Source organism: Streptomyces sp. NPDC087215, assembly GCF_044744885.1.
Lineage (GTDB): Bacteria > Actinomycetota > Actinomycetes > Streptomycetales > Streptomycetaceae > Streptomyces.
Window position 1 is genome coordinate 282,388 of the sequence record NZ_JBIUZD010000007.1, and the last position, 15,675, is coordinate 298,062.

Below are 15,675 nucleotides of genomic sequence, written 5' to 3' on the forward strand. Positions count from 1 at the left end.
CGAAAGGGGCAGGAGCGAGAGAGGGGGGTGAGGGGGCCGTGTCAGAGCCCCGCGAGTCTGAGCGAGGCCCACAGCGCCACCGTCGAGGCCGTGAGGGCGGCCGGAACCGTCAGGAGGCCCAGCCTGGTGAACTCCCCGAGGGCCACCGGATGCTCGTGCTCCCGGGCGATCCGGCGCCAGAGGAGCGTCGCGAGGGACCCGGCGTACGTGAGGTTCGGTCCGATGTTCACCCCGAGCAGGACCGCGAGCACCGCCCCCGGGCCCGAGGCCGCCACCAGCGGGACCAGGGCGAGGGTCGCGGGCAGGTTGTTGATGAGGTTGGCGAGCACGGCGGCGACCGCGGCGATCCCGAGCAGCGCCGGGAGGGAGGTGCCGTCCGGCAGGACGTGGTCGAGGAGGGCCCCGAGGCCGTTGTCGACGACGGCCCGTACGACGACGCCGAGGGCCAGGACGAACGCCAGGAACGGCAACGCGGCCGAACGCACCAGCGCGCGCGGGGTCGTGTGCCCCCGCGTCAGGGCCCGTACGGCGAGGACGGCGGCGCCCGCCGCCGCTGCCCACGCGGGATCGATCCCGGTCGCCGACGCGACGGCGAAGCCGACCAGGGTCGCGGCCACGGTCAGCAGGGCGAACAGGGGGACGGGGGCGGGCGGCGGAGGCTCGACCGGAGCCGCGGGCGCGGCCAGATCGCGTGCGAAGAAACGCCGGAAGACCACGTACTCGACCGCGATCGCGGTCAGCCAGGGGAGCAGCATCAGCAGCGCGAACCGGGTGAAGCCGAGACCGCTGGCCGTGAACGCGAGCAGGTTCGTCAGGTTGGACACGGGCAGCAGCAGTGAGGCGGTGTTCGAGAGGTGGGCGCTCGCGTAGACGTGCGGCGCGGGACGGGCTCCCATCCTGGCGGCGGTCACGAACACCACCGGAGTGAGCAGGACGACCGTCGCGTCCAGGCTGAGGACGGCGGTGATCAGCGAGGCCAGGGCGAACACGGCGCCGAGCAGCCGCCGCGGGCGACGGTCGGCCCAGCGGGCCGTCCATGTGCCGCACGCCCGGAAGAGCCCTTCGTCGTCGCAGAGCTTGGCGAGAACGAGGATGGCGGCCAGGAAACCGATCACCGGACCGAGGCGTTCCGCCTCCTGGAGCGTCGCCTCGGGAGTGATCGCGCCCACGGCCAGGACGACGCCCGCGGCGGGCACGGCGAAGACCGCCTCGGGCAGCCGGAACGGACGGACGACGGCGCAGACCAGCACCACGGCGAGGGCGAGCGCGGACACGGACGTGACGAGCATGTGCCCGATCATCCGGGTCGCCCCGGGGCGGTGTGACGGCGGGTACGCCCACGGGGCGGGCCGGTCGGAGAACGTCCGGCGACGGAAGCGCGGCGACCTGCGGCGGGGTCCGCCCCGGCGGTGGAATCGAGGAATCCGGTAGGGGGGTGGTCGGTCCGATGGCCGGAGGACGACCACACCCCCACTTCTGCAACGTGACATTGTACAATGCGACCTCGGTAACTTCCCGGAGGGCGCACGATGGGTGACCTGAGACAGTACGGCCTGGTCAGGGCGCAGGAGCGGCTCCGCGACCAGGTCGGCCACGCCCTCCGTGCCGCACTCATCGCGGGCGAACTGCGCCCCGGCCAGATCTACTCCGCACCCGGACTCGCGGGAGACCTCGGCGTCTCGGCCACCCCGGTCCGCGAGGCCATGCTCGACCTGGCGCGGGAAGGGCTCGTCGAACCCGTCCGCAACAAGGGTTTCCGCATCACCGAGGTCAGCGAACGGGACCTCGACCAGTACACCGAACTGCGCACCCTCATCGAGGTCCCCACCGTCGGACGCGTCACGCGGACGGCGGACCGGGAGCGGCTGGAGGCGCTGCGGCCGGTCGCCGAGGAGATCGTCGCCCGCGCCCGGCAGCACGACCTCATCGGCTACCTGGAGGCGGACCGCCGCTTCCATCTGGCGGTCCTCGCCCTCTCCGGCAACAGCCGCCTGGTCGAGACCGTGGGCGAACTGCGCAAACGCTCCCGTCTCTACGGTCTGAACGGGCTCGACGAGGCGGGCAGGCTCGTCTCCTCCGCCGAAGAACACCTCGAACTCCTCGACCTGATGATCGCCGGGGACGCGGCGGGCGCCCAGGCGTGCATGATGCGTCACCTCGGCCACGTCCGTTCCCTGTGGGCCGTCGCCCGCGACGAACCGGCCACCGCGCGCGAACCGGGCCGGGCCGTCGTCCGTGAACCGGATCATGCCCTCGCGGAGACACCGGGTCGTGCCGCCGCGAGCGAACCCGGTCGGGCCGCCACCCGGGGCCTCGAACCGGCCGGGCGCCACGGCTGACGGAGCGGCGGGGAAACGCCCCGGGAACCCTGAGACATCCCGGACTCCGCAACGACACCGGGCCCCGGAAACCTCTCGGGACCCTGAGAGCGCCCCGGAAGCGCCCCGGACACGAACCCCGGAAGCGACCCGGATTCCAGGATCCCGGAGACCACCCGGAGACCACCCGGAGGCCACCCCGAGACGCCCCGGAGACCACCCCAGGGACACCCCCTGAGGGCCCCGGAACACCCGGGGAACCCGCCCCCTCCCGCACGCTCCGGAATCCCCAACTCGCCCGGGTCGGGCGGGAATCCCACCATCTGGACAGCATCTTGAAGCTCTATATGCTGACACCATGCTTTCTGCCGCCTCCGCGCCCGCGAACGCCGACCTCCCCTTCCCCGTCGCGCCCGTCCCGGCCACCGCCGCCCGGCTGGCCGCCGTCGGCTCGTCGCCGGTACGGGAGATCCTGGCACTCACCGCGCGGCCCGAGGTGATCTCCTTCGCGGGCGGCCTCCCGGCGCCGGAACTGTTCGACGTCGAGGGCATCCGGGCCGCGTACGACCGGGTCCTGACGGACAACCCGGAGTACGCGCTCCAGTACTCCACGACCGAGGGCGACCCGGAACTGCGCGCGACCGTCGCCGACCGGCTCACCGCCCGCAAACTGCCCACCGGGCCCGACGACCTGCTCGTCACCACCGGCTCGCAGCAGGCCCTCACCCTCCTCACCACCGCGCTCGTCGAACCCGGATCGATCGTCCTCGTCGAAGACCCCTGCTACCTCGCCGCCCTGCAGACCTTCGGCTTCGCCGGTGCCCGGGTCGTCCCCGTGCCCACCGACGACCAGGGCATCGTCCCGGCAGCCCTGGAGGAGATCGCCGCCCGCGAGAAGCCCACGCTCCTCTACCTCGTCCCCACCTTCCAGAACCCGACCGGCCGCACCCTGCCCGCCGAGCGCCGCCACGCCGTCGCCGAGGCCGCCGCACGGCACGGCTTCTGGATCGTCGAGGACGACCCGTACGGCGAACTGCGCTACGAGAGCGCGCCCGTCCCCTTCGTCGCCGCCGACCCCGCCGCAGCCGACCGCACCGTCCTGCTCGGCTCCTTCTCCAAGGTGATGGCACCGGGCCTGCGGCTCGGCTACCTGCGCGCGCCCGCCGGACTGCGGCGCGCCTGCGTGATCGCCAAGCAGGCCGCCGACCTGCACACCTCCACCGTCGACCAGGCGGCAGCCGCGCGCTACCTGAGGGACAGCGACCTCGACGCGCACGTCGAAGTGATCCGGGCCGCCTACCGGGAGCGCCGGGACGCGATGCTCGACGGACTGCCGGGAGCCCTGCCCGAGGGCAGCCGGTGGAACAGACCGGAGGGCGGCATGTTCATCTGGGCGACCCTGCCCGAAGGGCACGACGCGACGGCGCTGCTCACGACCGCGATCGGCCACGAGGTGGCGTACGTGCCGGGCGCGCCGTTCTTCTGCGGCGAGCCGGACCCGGGCGCGATGCGCCTCTCGTTCACCACGCACTCCGCGGACGAGATCAGGGAAGGCCTCCGGAGGCTGGCGAAGAGCTTCACGTAGGAAGTCCACCGCACCCGTCGACGCGAGGCCCGTGGAGGAGCGAACATCATGACCCGGTACGACCTGGACATCCTCGCCTCCGACCAGGAACGCTCCCAGGCGGAGGAACGGCTGCGGGCCGCCGTGGAGAGCGGCAGGCTCACCCTGGCCGAACTCTCCCCCCGGCTCGACGAGGTGCACGCCTCCCGCACCCGGGCAGACCTGGAGACCGCCTGCCGCGGCCTGCCCGCACCAGGGCCCCGCGACTCCCTCGTGGTCGACCGAGCCCCGGCCTCGCGGAGCTTCCTCGCCGGGATCTTCGGCGGCTTCCAGCGCAAGGGAGCGTGGGTCGTACCGCCCAGGATGACCCTCTGGTCCATGTGGGGCGGCGGCAGACTGGACCTGACGGAGGCACGCTTCAGCCATCAGGACACCGAGATCCTCGCCGTCGCCCTCTGGGGCGGCACCAGGATCGTGGTCCCCGAGGACATCGACGTCGAGGTGCGCGGACTCGGGCTGTTCGGCTTCTTCGACAGGCGCGCCGCCAGGAAGACCGGCACCCCGGGAGCTCCACGCCTCGTCATCAAGGGACTTGCCCTCTTCGGCGCGGTGGTGACCCGCACCGAGAAGTGACGGCCCAGCGGGGGAACACCGCATTCCGGACGCGGCTCCACCCGCCCTCCGCACGTACGGGCGAGCAGAGGCCGGCACCCCGGCCGACCGCCCCTCCGCGCCCGCCACGATGTCCTCCCCCGCCATCACCTCGTGTCGTTGTTGGGCCGAACGGGTGAGGAGCGGGAGGATGGGCCCATGAGTAGGTACGAGAGGTACGACGTCACCGACGAGCAGTGGGAGGGCCTCGCCCAGGTCGTGCCCCTGCGCGGTCGCGACGAATGGCCGTCCAGGGTCGACCACCGCACGATGCCCGAGCAGTACGAATCCGCCGAACAGCGCCGCATGGTCGTGCTCCGGGTGCAGGTGTTCGCCGACGCCCGCGAGGTCGCCGAGTACCTCACCGCGCAGATCCCGGTGCTCCTCGATCTCACCAGCGCCGACACCGAGGTCGCCAAGCGCATCCTCGACTTCAGCAGCGGCGTCGTCTTCGGGCTCGGCAGCGGAATGCACCGCGTCGACCGGAACGTCTTCCTCCTCGCCCCCGCCGGCACCGAGGTCGAGGGCGCCGAGGGCGAGGACGAGGAGGACGTCATGAGCGGCGGAACCGCCGGAGTCCCCCGAACGTAGGAAGGTCATCTAGACGTAACGGTTCGTCAGGGAATGGACTGCGTACGGTCCGGGCATGGATCTCACCGGCGGCCCCGCGCTCGCCCGCACGCCAGACGCCCCTTTCCCCGGCCCTGCCCCGGCCGCCCCCGCCCAGAACACGGCCGTCACCGCCCCGGCCACGGCCCCCGCCCCTCCGGCATCGGCCGCCACCGCCCCGGTCGTCGACGCGCCGGTCCAGGCCCAGGCCGGTCCGGCTCCACGAGTCCCGGCCCCCGCCGCTCCGGCCGCCGCCTCCGTCCCACCCGGACGGCGGGGCGGGAGCGGCGGGCGGCTCCACACCCGGCCCGCCGTCACCGAGCTGCGCCTGTCCGCGTTCGCCGGCCACCGCTCCGCCGTCCTCCCCCTGGGACCCGTCACGCTCTTCGCCGGACCCAGCGGCAGCGGCAAGTCCACCACCCTGAGGGCGTACGAGGCGCTCGCCCGGCTCGGCGCGGGCGACCCGCTCGAAGAGGTCTTCCCCGACGCCGCCGACCTCGTCCCCGAGTGGGCCAGGCCCGACGCCCAGGGCAGGCGCGGCTTCCGGATCGGATGCACCGTCGACGGTCCCGCGGGCCCCGTCCACCTCGATCTCGCGGTCCAGGCCGAACCCGCGCTCCGCATCGTCGGCGAACGGCTCACCGGCCGCGGCCGCACCCTGCTCTCCACCGCGCTGCGCGACCCCGGCCGCTCCAGCGTCCAGGCCGAATGGCACACCGCGGGCACCACCCCCGTCACCCGCGCCCCGCTCCCCGACGACCTCCTCGGTACGGCCCTGCTGCCGCTGCGGGTCGCGGGCAAGACCAAGGGACAACTGGAAGTCCTCGCCGCCGCCGAACAGGTCGTCATCGGACTCCGGTCGGCCTTCTCCTGCGACCCCCGGCCGGAGGGGATGCGGGCACCCGTACCCATGGGCGAGGGACGCCTGCGGCGCGGCTGCGACAACCTCGCCGAGGTCCTGCACCGCACCCACAACGACTGTCCGCGCCGCCACCAGCGCTTCGCCGCCGTGGCGGGGGCGGGCTGCGTCGGCGCCGTCACGGGAGTCGGCGTCCAGGAACTGCCCGAGGGCACCGTCCGCGCGGTCCTCGAACGGGGCGGCCGTGCCGCCACCCCGCTCAGCCGCCTCGGCGACGGCGAACTGCGCTACCTGGCACTCGCGCTGACACTGCTCACCGGACCCGGGGTCCTCGCGATGGACCGGATCGCCGAGGTGCCCGACGCCATGCAGTCCCTGACACTGCTCGCGGACGGCCTCGACCGGGGGCTCGACGAGCGGCAGGCGCGCGGACTGCTCGGACTGGCCGTGGACATCGCAGCCGACGGACACATCCGGCTCGCGGGCACGGTCGGCTCGCGGACGGGGGCGACGGCCCGCCCGCTGCCGGGGGTGACCGTCGTGGACCTGGAGCCATGAGGGGCGCCCCGGTCCGCCAGGCCCGTGACCAGTGGGGGAGGAGAAGGGTGGTAGACCTGGGCGGATGACGGACAACGACGTAGCGGGACTGCAGCGCAGGCTGGCCGCATTCGCGGCCGCCCGCGACTGGCAGCCCTTCCACACCCCCAAGAACCTGGCGGCGGCCCTCAGCGTGGAGGCGTCCGAACTCCTGCAGATCTTCCAGTGGTTGACGCCCGAACAGGCCGAACGGGTGATGGAGGAACCCGAGTCCGCGCACCGGGTGGCGGACGAGGTGGCGGACGTACTCGCCTACCTCCTCCAGTTCTGCGCGGTGCTCGGGGTCGATCCGCTGGAGGCGCTCGCGGCCAAGATCGAGCGGAACGAAGTCCGCTTCCCCGCGCGGAAGAGCGGCGAAGGGAAGGAGAAGACCCCGGGGACGACTGCGGGAGCCGTCACGGAAGAGGCCCCCGAGGCGACTCCGAACGGAGATCGTCACTCTTCGGAGTGATCGACTTGTCCCCGTCGGGCCGCCTGTCCACAGATTTCCGAATTCCCCTGCTGTTGGGGCTCAGGTTGCCTCACTCTGGGTAATGGAATGAATGAGTGGATAAGTCGTTCGAACGGGGGCGGTGTTGATGGAGGCGGAACGGCTCATCGGGCTCGGCCGACAGGCGTTGGCGGAGAGCGGTACGGCGCAGGACATCGTGGCGGAAGCCTGGCAGGCCCAGGCCCTCGCCCAGGCCATAGGGAACCGGCTCGCGCTCTGCGGACCGCAGGAACTGCGCGGCGAGGCGCGGGGACTGAGCGAGACCGGCGACTCCCCCGCCTGGGGGCCCGGCGGCCCGAGGGCGGCCCGGCTGACGGAAGTGGCCGACCCTCAGGGGGCGTTGACCGCGCTGGGGGCCCTGCTCGGAGAAGTGGGGATCGCCCTCGTCGGGGTGGCATGCGCCACCGACGAGGAAGGGCTCTACTGGGCGTGCATCGAGGCCATCGACGCGGCGGACGAGTCGAGCGACCGGGTACGGGGAATGCTGCACCGCCTCGCGGTGCGCGACGGGGAGCGGGCCCGCCCTCCCGACCCGGCGCGCGGCCGGGCGGGCCCCGGGCGGGGCCCGTCATGAGGGGAGCGGCGGCGGACGCGCTGGAAGCGGTGGTGCCCCTGCCGGCCGGGCTCGTAGCGGTCCGCCGCGTGCCGGACCGGCGTGCTGTGACGGGCACCCTCCCGCGGACCGCTCTCCTCCGCGCGAAGTTCCGCCATGCCGTGTTCCGCCTCCTGGCGGTCGGCGGCGGACTGGCGGTCGGCGTCCAACCGGGTGAGGTCGACGGAGAGCACCGCCATCAGCTCCTCCATCTGCTGGAGCGGGCCCTTGGGGGCGCCGGAGCCCTTCTGCTCGGGCACGGACCGCGACACCTCGGGCACGGCCCACTCAGAAGCGGCTTCCCGGGCCACGGCGGACTCCTCGGCCCGGACCCCGCGGAGGGAGGGGCACGGAAGGGAGCGGCGCACCGGCATCGGCCACCGGCACGCGGGCCGGGCGGTCCGGCTCCGCCCGAGTCGACGACGGGTGCCGGACCACGGCCACCGGCCTGGGCGGACGGGGCCCACCAGGGGGGGCGCGATGTTCACCCGACCGGGCCGGGACCCCGGCGGGCTGATGGAGAGTTGACACGCACCGGGCGGTGCAGGATGGAGGCATGGACCTTCGCATCTTCACGGAGCCCCAGCAGGGGGCCGACTACGACACACTCCTCGCCGTGGCCCGCGCCACCGAGGAACTCGGATTCGACGCCTTCTTCCGGTCGGACCACTATCTCCGGATGGGTTCCGCCGACGGGCTTCCCGGACCGACGGACGCCTGGATCACCCTGGCCGGGCTCGCCCGGGAGACCCGGCGGATCAGGCTCGGCACACTGATGACGGCCGGTACGTTCCGGCTGCCCGGCGTCCTCGCCATCCAGGTCGCCCAAGTGGACCGGATGTCCGGCGGCCGGGTCGAACTGGGACTCGGCGCGGGCTGGTTCGAGGAGGAGCACAAGGCCTACGGCATTCCGTTCCCGAAGGAGAAGTTCGCCCGGCTGGAGGAGCAACTGGCGATCGTCACCGGTCTGTGGGAGACCGAGGTCGGCGAGACCTTCAGCTACGACGGCACGTACTACCAGCTCACCGAATCGCCCGCACTGCCCAAGCCCGCGCAGGACCGCGTCCCGGTCCTCATCGGCGGACACGGAGCGAGCCGCACACCGCGCCTGGCCGCGCGGTACGCGGACGAGTTCAACATCCCGTTCGCCTCCCTGGAGGACACCGAGCGGCAGTTCGGCCGGGTCCGGGCCGCCGTCGAGACCGCCGGGCGGGCACCCGGCGACCTCGTGTACTCCAACGCGCTGGTCGTCTGCGTCGGGAAGGACGACGCCGAAGTGGCCCGGCGCGCTGAAGCCATCGGGCGGGACGTGGCCGAACTGAAGGCCAACGGGCTCGCGGGCTCACCGGCCGAGGTCGTCGACAAACTGGGCCGGTACGCGGCCGTCGGTTCCTCCCGGGTCTACCTCCAGGTCCTCGACCTGGACGACCTGGACCACCTGGAGCTGATCTCCTCCCAGGTCCAGTCGCAGCTGGGATGAGCGGGACAAGCGATGAAACCGGCCCGCACGCTGGCCGAGGCCCTCAGGACGGGCGTCCTCGTCCTCGACGGCGGACTCTCCAACCAACTGGAGGCGCAGGGATGCGACCTCTCGGACGCCCTCTGGTCCGCCCGGCTCCTCTCGGACGGTCCCGAGCAGATCGAGGCGGCCCACACGGCGTACGTACGGGCCGGAGCACGGGTGCTGATCAGCTCCGGCTACCAGGCGAGCTTCGAAGGCTTCGCCGAGCGGGGCACGGACAGGAAGGAAGCGGCACGGCTGTTCGCCCGGAGCGTGGAGCTGGCCCGGGTGGCCGGCGAACGAACCGGTGAGGAGGTGTGGGTCGCCGCGTCGGTCGGACCGTACGGCGCGATGCTCGCGGACGGCAGCGAGTACCGGGGACGGTACGGGTTGTCCGTACGGGAACTGGAGGCGTTCCACCGCCCACGGATCGAGGCGGTCGTCGAGGCGGGGCCCGACGTGCTGGCACTGGAGACCGTGCCGGACATGGAGGAGGCGGAGGCCCTGCTGAGGGCCGCTGAGGGGTGCGGGGTGCCCGTGTGGCTCTCGTACACGGTGGACGGCGGCCGGACCCGGGCCGGGCAGGACCTCGCGGAGGCCTTCGCGGTCGCCGCCGGGAACGAACAGGTCGTGGCGGCCGGAGTGAACTGCTGCGACCCGGCCGGGGCGGGGGACGCCGTGACACTCGCCGTCGCCGTGACCGGGCTGCCGGGCGTGGTCTACCCGAACAGCGGGGAACGGTGGGACGCCGCCGCGCGTGACTGGCACGGCGGCTCCACCTTCGACCCGGCCCGCGCCACCGACTGGGCCACGGCGGGCGCCCGCCTGATCGGCGGCTGCTGCCGGGTGGGGCCGAACGTGATCAGGGACGTCGACGTGGCTTTGTCGACGTATCGGGTCTGAGGGGAGGGGAGGGGAGGGTGGGGGCGGGGGGATGGGGGGAGGGGCCCCCGCCATCCCCATCTGGAACGGGCCCCACTGGAAGCAGCGTCCTTGGATAAGACCCCCGCAGCGGAAGCACCCCCCTCTGGGAGGCCCCCAGAGGGAGGTCCGCAGAGGGAGGCCCCCGAGAAGCTCGGTCCTCAGTCGCAGGCCCCCCGAGATTCCCCGAGATTCCCCGAGGTGAGCCCCCGAGGCGATCCTCCGAGAGGTCCCGGGCCAAGCGCCTCCCTCCCTGCCCTCCCTCCTCTCTCTCCTCCCCCTCCTCTCTCTTGCCCTCCCCCTCCTCTCTCTTGCCCTCCCCCTCCGCCTCCCTCCCCGAAAAATGCCTGGTTGCCGTAGGTGGGGGTCGACATACTCGACAGGGTGTTCCTGACGATCAGTACGACCGGCAATCCGGAGAGTCCTGCGACCGATCTCGGTTTTCTGCTGCACAAGCATCCTGAGCGGGCGCAGGCGTTCTCGACTTCTCACGGCACGGCGCATGTCTTCTATCCGGAGGCGGGTGTCGAGCGGTGTACGGCGGCGCTTCTTCTGGAGGTGGACCCCGTGGCGTTGGTGCGCCGGGGGAAGGGCAAGGGCAGGGGTGGTGCGCCGGACTCCGCGCTCGCGCAGTATGTGAACGACCGGCCCTATGCGGCGTCCTCGTTGCTGGCGGTGGCGTTGGCGAAGGTCTTCAAGACGGCGTTGCACGGGGTGTGCGGGGCGATGCCGGAGCGGGCGGCGGCGCCGTTGCCGCTGCGTGTGGAGGTGCCCGTACTGCCCGCGAGGGGCGGGTCCAGGCTGGTGCGCGCGTTGTTCGGGCCGTTGGGCTGGGACACGGTGGAGGCCGAGCCGCTGCCCTTGGACGGGCGGTTCCCCGAGTGGGGCGACTCGCGGTACGTGCGGCTGGTCCTGGAGGGGGAGCTGCGGCTCGCGGACGCCCTCAACCATCTGTACGTCCTGCTGCCGGTGCTCGACGACGCCAAGCACTACTGGGTCGCGCCCGACGAGGTGGACAAGCTGCTGCGTGCCGGTGACGGCTGGCTCGCCGGGCACCCCGAGCGGGAGCTGATCACCGCCCGGTACCTGTCCCGGCGCCGGGGTCTGGCGCGGGAGGCGACGGAGCGGCTGGAGCTGGTGCGGCTCGCGGAGGCCGAGGGCCTGGACGTGGACGACGTGGACAACGCCGTCGACGAGACGGAGGACACCGAGGAGCGGCCGGTGCCGCTGGCCGAGCGGCGGCGTGCGGCGATCCTCGCCGCCCTGACGTCGGCGGGGGCGGCCCGTGTCCTCGATCTCGGCTGTGGGCAGGGCCAGTTGGTGCAGGCGCTGCTCAAGGACGTCCGGTTCACGGAGGTCGTCGGCGTCGACGTGTCGGTCCGTGCGCTCACCATGGCCGCGCGGCGGCTGCGGCTCGACCGGATGGGGGAGCGGCAGGCGGCCCGCGTCCAGTTGGTGCAGGGCTCGCTCGCGTACACCGACAAGCGTCTCGGCGGTTATGACGCGGCCGTGCTCAGCGAGGTGATCGAGCACCTGGACCTGCCGAGGCTGCCTGCGCTGGAGTACGCGGTGTTCGGTGCGGCGAAGCCGCGCACGGTGGTGGTGACGACGCCGAACGTCGAGCACAACGTGCGCTGGGAGTCGCTGCCCGCCGGGCACGTCCGGCACGGCGACCACCGTTTCGAGTGGACCCGCGAGGAGTTCCGGAGCTGGGCGGAGACGGTCGCCGGGCGGTACGGGTACGGCGTCGGGTTCACCCCCGTCGGCCCGGACGACCCGGAGGTCGGTCCGCCCACCCAGATGGCCGTCTTCACCCGTACCGCCGACCTGCCCGTGAAGGAGGGACAGGCATGACCGTTCCCGTCGAGCGCCGGGCGCTCCCCGTCCCCGATCTGTCCCTGGTGGTGCTCGTCGGGGCCACCGGTTCCGGCAAGTCCACTTTCGCGCGGCGGCACTTCAAGCCGACCGAGATCATGTCCTCCGACTTCTGCCGGGGGCTCGTCGCCGACGACGAGAACGACCAGTCGGCGAGCGGGGACGCCTTCGACGTCCTCCACTACATCGCGGGCAAGCGTCTCGCGGCGGGACGGCTGACGGTCGTCGACGCGACCAATGTGCAGCAGGAGGCCCGGCGGCAGCTGGTGCGGCTGGCCCGGGAGCACGACGTGCTGCCCGTCGCGATCGTCCTCGATCTGCCCGAGGCGGTGTGCCGGGAGCGCAACGAGGGCCGTCCCGACCGGGCGGACATGCCCGCGCACGTCATCGGACGGCACCGGCGCGAGCTGCGCCGCTCGCTGCGCGGTCTGGAGCGGGAGGGCTTCCGGAAGGTCCATGTGCTGCGTTCCGTCGAGGAGGTCGAGGCGGCCGAGGTCGTCATGGAGCGCCGTTTCAACGATCTGCGTCATCTGACCGGGCCGTTCGACGTGATCGGTGACGTGCACGGCTGCCGTTCCGAGCTGGAGACCCTGCTCGTGCGGCTCGGCTACGCCGACGGCCGTCACCCCGAGGGGCGTACGGCGGTCTTCGTCGGCGACCTCGTGGACCGGGGGCCCGATTCGCCGGGGGTGCTGCGCCGGGTGATGGGGATGGTGGCCTCGGGCGACGCGCTGTGCGTCCCCGGGAACCACGAGAACAAGCTCGGCCGCTGGCTGAAGGGCCGCAAGGTGCGGGAGACCCACGGTCTCGCCGAGACGATCGAGCAGCTGGGGCGGGAGAGCGAGGAGTTCCACGCCGAGGTCGGACGGTTCATCGAGGGGCTCGTCAGCCACTACGTCCTCGACGGCGGGGACCTCGTCGTCTGTCACGCCGGGCTGCCGGAGAAGTACCACGGCCGTACGTCCGGGCGGGTGCGGTCGCACGCGCTGTACGGGGACACCACGGGCGAGACCGACGAGTTCGGGCTGCCGGTGCGCTACCCGTGGGCGGAGGAGTACCGGGGGCGGGCCGCCGTCGTCTACGGGCACACGCCCGTGCCCGACACCTCGTGGGTCAACAACACCCTCTGTCTCGACACCGGGGTCGTCTTCGGCGGGAAGATGACCGCGCTGCGCTGGCCCGAGCGGGAACTCGTCGACGTACCGGCCGAACGGGTCTGGTACGAGCCTGCGCGCCCGCTCGCCACCGGGGTGCCCGGCGGGCACCAGGGGCGTCCCCTCGACCTGGCCGACGTGCACGGGCGGCGGACCGTGGAGACCCGGCACCTCGGGAACGTCGCCGTGCGGGAGGAGAACGCGGCGGCGGCCCTGGAGGTGATGAGCCGGTTCGCGGTCGATCCTCGGCTGCTCGCCCACCTGCCGCCGACGATGGCGCCGACCGCGACCTCGAAGGAGGACGGCTATCTGGAGCACCCCGCCGAGGCCTTCGCCCAGTACCGGGCGGACGGCGTCGAGCGGGTCGTGTGCGAGGAGAAGCACATGGGCTCCCGGGCCGTGGCCCTGGTCTGCCGGGACGCGGCGGCGGCCCGCGAGCGGTTCGGCGTCGAGGAGGAGGGGGTGACCGGCGCGCTCCACACCCGTACCGGACGGCCCTTCTTCGACGACCGGGAGGTCACCGAGCGGGTCCTCGGCAGGCTGCGGACCGCGATCGGCGCCGCCGGGCTGTGGGACGAACTGGACACGGACTGGCTGCTGCTCGACGGCGAGCTGATGCCGTGGTCGCTCAAGTCGATGGGGCTGCTGCGCGCGCAGTACGCGGCGGTCGGCGCGGCCTCGGGGGCGGTCCTGCCCGAAGCGGTCTCCGCGCTCGAACGGGCGGCGGCGCGCGGGGTCGAGGGCGTGGACGGGCTGCTCGGGCGGCAGCGGGAGCGGGTGGTGGACGCGGCGGCGTTCACGGAGGCGTACCGGGGGTACTGCTGGCCGACGGAGGACCTGGACGGTGTGCGGTTCGCGCCCTTCCAGGTGCTCGCGGCGCGCGGGCGTTCGCTGGCAGCCGTGCCGCACGACGAGCAGCTCTCCTGGCTCGACCGGCTCGTGGAGCACGACCCGACCGGTCTCCTCCAGGTCACCCGCAGGCTGGTCGTCGACACGGGCGACGAGGACTCGGTCCGCGCGGGCACGGAGTGGTGGCTGGAGCTGACCGGTGCGGGCGGCGAGGGCATGGTGGTCAAGCCGCTGGCCGCGCTCGTCCGCGACCGGAAGGGGCGGCTCGCGCAGCCGGGCGTGAAGGTGCGCGGCCGGGAGTACCTGCGGATCGTCTACGGCCCCGAGTACACGCGGCCGGAGAACCTGGAGCGGCTGCGGCAGCGTTTCCTCGGGCACAAGCGTTCGCTCGCGCTCCGTGAGTACGCGCTCGGCCTCGAAGCGCTCGACCGGCTCGCGGACGGGGAGCCGCTCTGGCGGGTCCACGAGACCGTCTTCGCGGTCCTCGCCCTGGAGTCGGAGCCGGTGGACCCGAGGCTCTGACCGGCCGGGCGAAGCCTCCTCCGACCTCGGCCCTGCCCCGGCCCCGCCCCCGCCCCGCGCCGAAGGCGGGGCCGGGGGCGGCGTGGGTGACGGGGGTGACGGGGGAAGGGCGGTGATCCGTCCGTTTCCCGCGTGGCGTTCCGTGAGGGGCGCGGTCTTCGGGGGCGACGCGTGGCTGCCTCGCGGGGGCGCAGGGGTGTGGGGCGGGGCGCTCCCCTGCGCCCCCCGTGCCGGTTGACGCGTTTCTCCCGTACCTCTAGCGTTCTTCACCCCGTGGCGTGACACAGCGTCAACAGCGTTACGTCACAAGGCGCATGGGACGGAAACGTACGCGCGAACGCGCCGGTCGATCACCGGCAGGCGGTCTTCCCCGGAGGGCCCGAGGACGGTACGGGGGTGAGCGCGGTGAGTCTCTTCGGTCAGGACCGGTCGTTCCTCCATGCCCTCCCGCCCGTCGACCGCAGGGCGCTGCTCGCCGAGGGAGCCCGGCGGGTCTTCGCGCCCGGGGAGGTGATGATCCGCGAACGCGACACCAGTGCCTACGTCCTCGCGCTCCTCTCCGGCTGGGCCGTCGTCTCGGTCGGCACCGAGCGCGGCTCGCGGCTCATCCTCGCCCTCAGGGGCGAGGGCGAGGTCGTCGGGGACCTCGCCGCCGTGGACCGGCGCCCGCGCAGCGCCAGCGTCACCGCCCTCGGCACGGTCGACGCGGTGGCGATCTCCGGCGACCGGTTCCGGCGCTTCCTCGCCGCCCGGCCGCACGCCACCTCGCTGATCCTGCGGCAGCTCGCCACCCGGCTGCGCAGCGCCGACGTCGAGCGCCGCTCGCTCGCCTCCGAGACCGTCCTCCAGCGTCTCGCGGCCCGGCTCGTCGAGCTGGCCGAACGCGCCGGACGGCGGGGCGACACCGGGACCGTACTGGAACTCCCGCTTCCGCAGCACGATCTGGCCGCCGCCGTAGGGGCCACCCGGGAGGCGGTGGCCAAGGCCCTGCGGCTGCTGCGGGAGCAGGGCGTGGTCCGTACCGCGCACCGCACCGTCGTCGTCCTCGACATGCGGGTGCTCGTGCTCCTCGCGGAGGGGCGCGCCCGGCCCGGCGGGAGTTCGGCGGACGAATCTCCGCCGGGTGTGTAAACGGCTACATCGCCGACCGCGGAACGCGGTCAGTCTGGACAC

Annotated in this window: 13 protein-coding genes; 12 read left to right on the plus strand and 1 reads right to left on the minus strand. The window is 73.2% G+C overall.

The features are described from left to right. Window positions 1-41: 41 nt before the first annotated feature. Entirely contained in the window at window positions 42-1,289 is a 1,248-nt protein-coding gene (locus tag ACIO92_RS20730) for an SLC13 family permease (RefSeq protein ID WP_402282562.1), read from the minus strand. A gap of 240 nt (window positions 1,290-1,529) precedes the next feature. Between ACIO92_RS20730 and ACIO92_RS20735 the strand changes: the two genes are divergently transcribed. From ACIO92_RS20735 to ACIO92_RS20790, 12 genes are all read left to right on the plus strand, one after another. Beyond that, the gene (locus tag ACIO92_RS20735; protein WP_366441270.1) at window positions 1,530-2,339 is read left to right on the plus strand and encodes a GntR family transcriptional regulator; all 810 of its coding nucleotides are present in this window, start codon (window positions 1,530-1,532) and stop codon (window positions 2,337-2,339) included. A gap of 337 nt (window positions 2,340-2,676) precedes the next feature. Then, the gene (locus tag ACIO92_RS20740; protein WP_402282559.1) at window positions 2,677-3,903 is read left to right on the plus strand and encodes a PLP-dependent aminotransferase family protein; all 1,227 of its coding nucleotides are present in this window, start codon (window positions 2,677-2,679) and stop codon (window positions 3,901-3,903) included. A 48-nt stretch (window positions 3,904-3,951) separates the two neighbouring features. Then, window positions 3,952-4,515, plus strand: coding sequence for a DUF1707 domain-containing protein (locus ACIO92_RS20745; protein WP_401239156.1), 564 nt, complete (start codon window positions 3,952-3,954; stop codon window positions 4,513-4,515). Window positions 4,516-4,692: 177 nt separating this feature from the next. Further along, complete coding sequence (locus ACIO92_RS20750) at window positions 4,693-5,124, plus strand: cell division protein SepF (protein ID WP_366441273.1); 432 nt, start codon at window positions 4,693-4,695, stop codon at window positions 5,122-5,124. A gap of 55 nt (window positions 5,125-5,179) precedes the next feature. Then, window positions 5,180-6,559 (plus strand): ATP-binding protein, encoded by a 1,380-nt coding sequence (locus ACIO92_RS20755; protein WP_402282557.1) that lies wholly within the window; start codon window positions 5,180-5,182, stop codon window positions 6,557-6,559. A gap of 64 nt (window positions 6,560-6,623) precedes the next feature. Beyond that, on the plus strand, window positions 6,624-7,049 hold the full coding sequence (locus tag ACIO92_RS20760; protein WP_402282555.1) for a nucleotide pyrophosphohydrolase: 426 nt from the start codon (window positions 6,624-6,626) through the stop codon (window positions 7,047-7,049). A gap of 127 nt (window positions 7,050-7,176) precedes the next feature. Continuing rightward, complete coding sequence (locus tag ACIO92_RS20765; RefSeq protein WP_366441276.1) at window positions 7,177-7,662, plus strand: DUF6099 family protein; 486 nt, start codon at window positions 7,177-7,179, stop codon at window positions 7,660-7,662. Between the two features lie 574 nt (window positions 7,663-8,236). Continuing rightward, entirely contained in the window at window positions 8,237-9,160 is a 924-nt protein-coding gene (locus ACIO92_RS20770; RefSeq protein WP_366441277.1) for an LLM class F420-dependent oxidoreductase, read from the plus strand. Between the two features lie 12 nt (window positions 9,161-9,172). After that, complete coding sequence (gene mmuM / locus ACIO92_RS20775; protein ID WP_401239165.1) at window positions 9,173-10,084, plus strand: homocysteine S-methyltransferase; 912 nt, start codon at window positions 9,173-9,175, stop codon at window positions 10,082-10,084. A 402-nt stretch (window positions 10,085-10,486) separates the two neighbouring features. Then, window positions 10,487-11,956 (plus strand): 3' terminal RNA ribose 2'-O-methyltransferase Hen1, encoded by a 1,470-nt coding sequence (locus ACIO92_RS20780; RefSeq protein WP_402282553.1) that lies wholly within the window; start codon window positions 10,487-10,489, stop codon window positions 11,954-11,956. Then, window positions 11,953-14,502 (plus strand): polynucleotide kinase-phosphatase, encoded by a 2,550-nt coding sequence (locus ACIO92_RS20785; RefSeq protein WP_402282551.1) that lies wholly within the window; start codon window positions 11,953-11,955, stop codon window positions 14,500-14,502. Before ACIO92_RS20780 ends, ACIO92_RS20785 begins: the two co-directional genes overlap by 4 nt. Window positions 14,503-14,907: 405 nt before the next feature. Further along, on the plus strand, window positions 14,908-15,633 hold the full coding sequence (locus tag ACIO92_RS20790; protein WP_366441424.1) for a Crp/Fnr family transcriptional regulator: 726 nt from the start codon (window positions 14,908-14,910) through the stop codon (window positions 15,631-15,633). Window positions 15,634-15,675 lie beyond the last annotated feature (42 nt).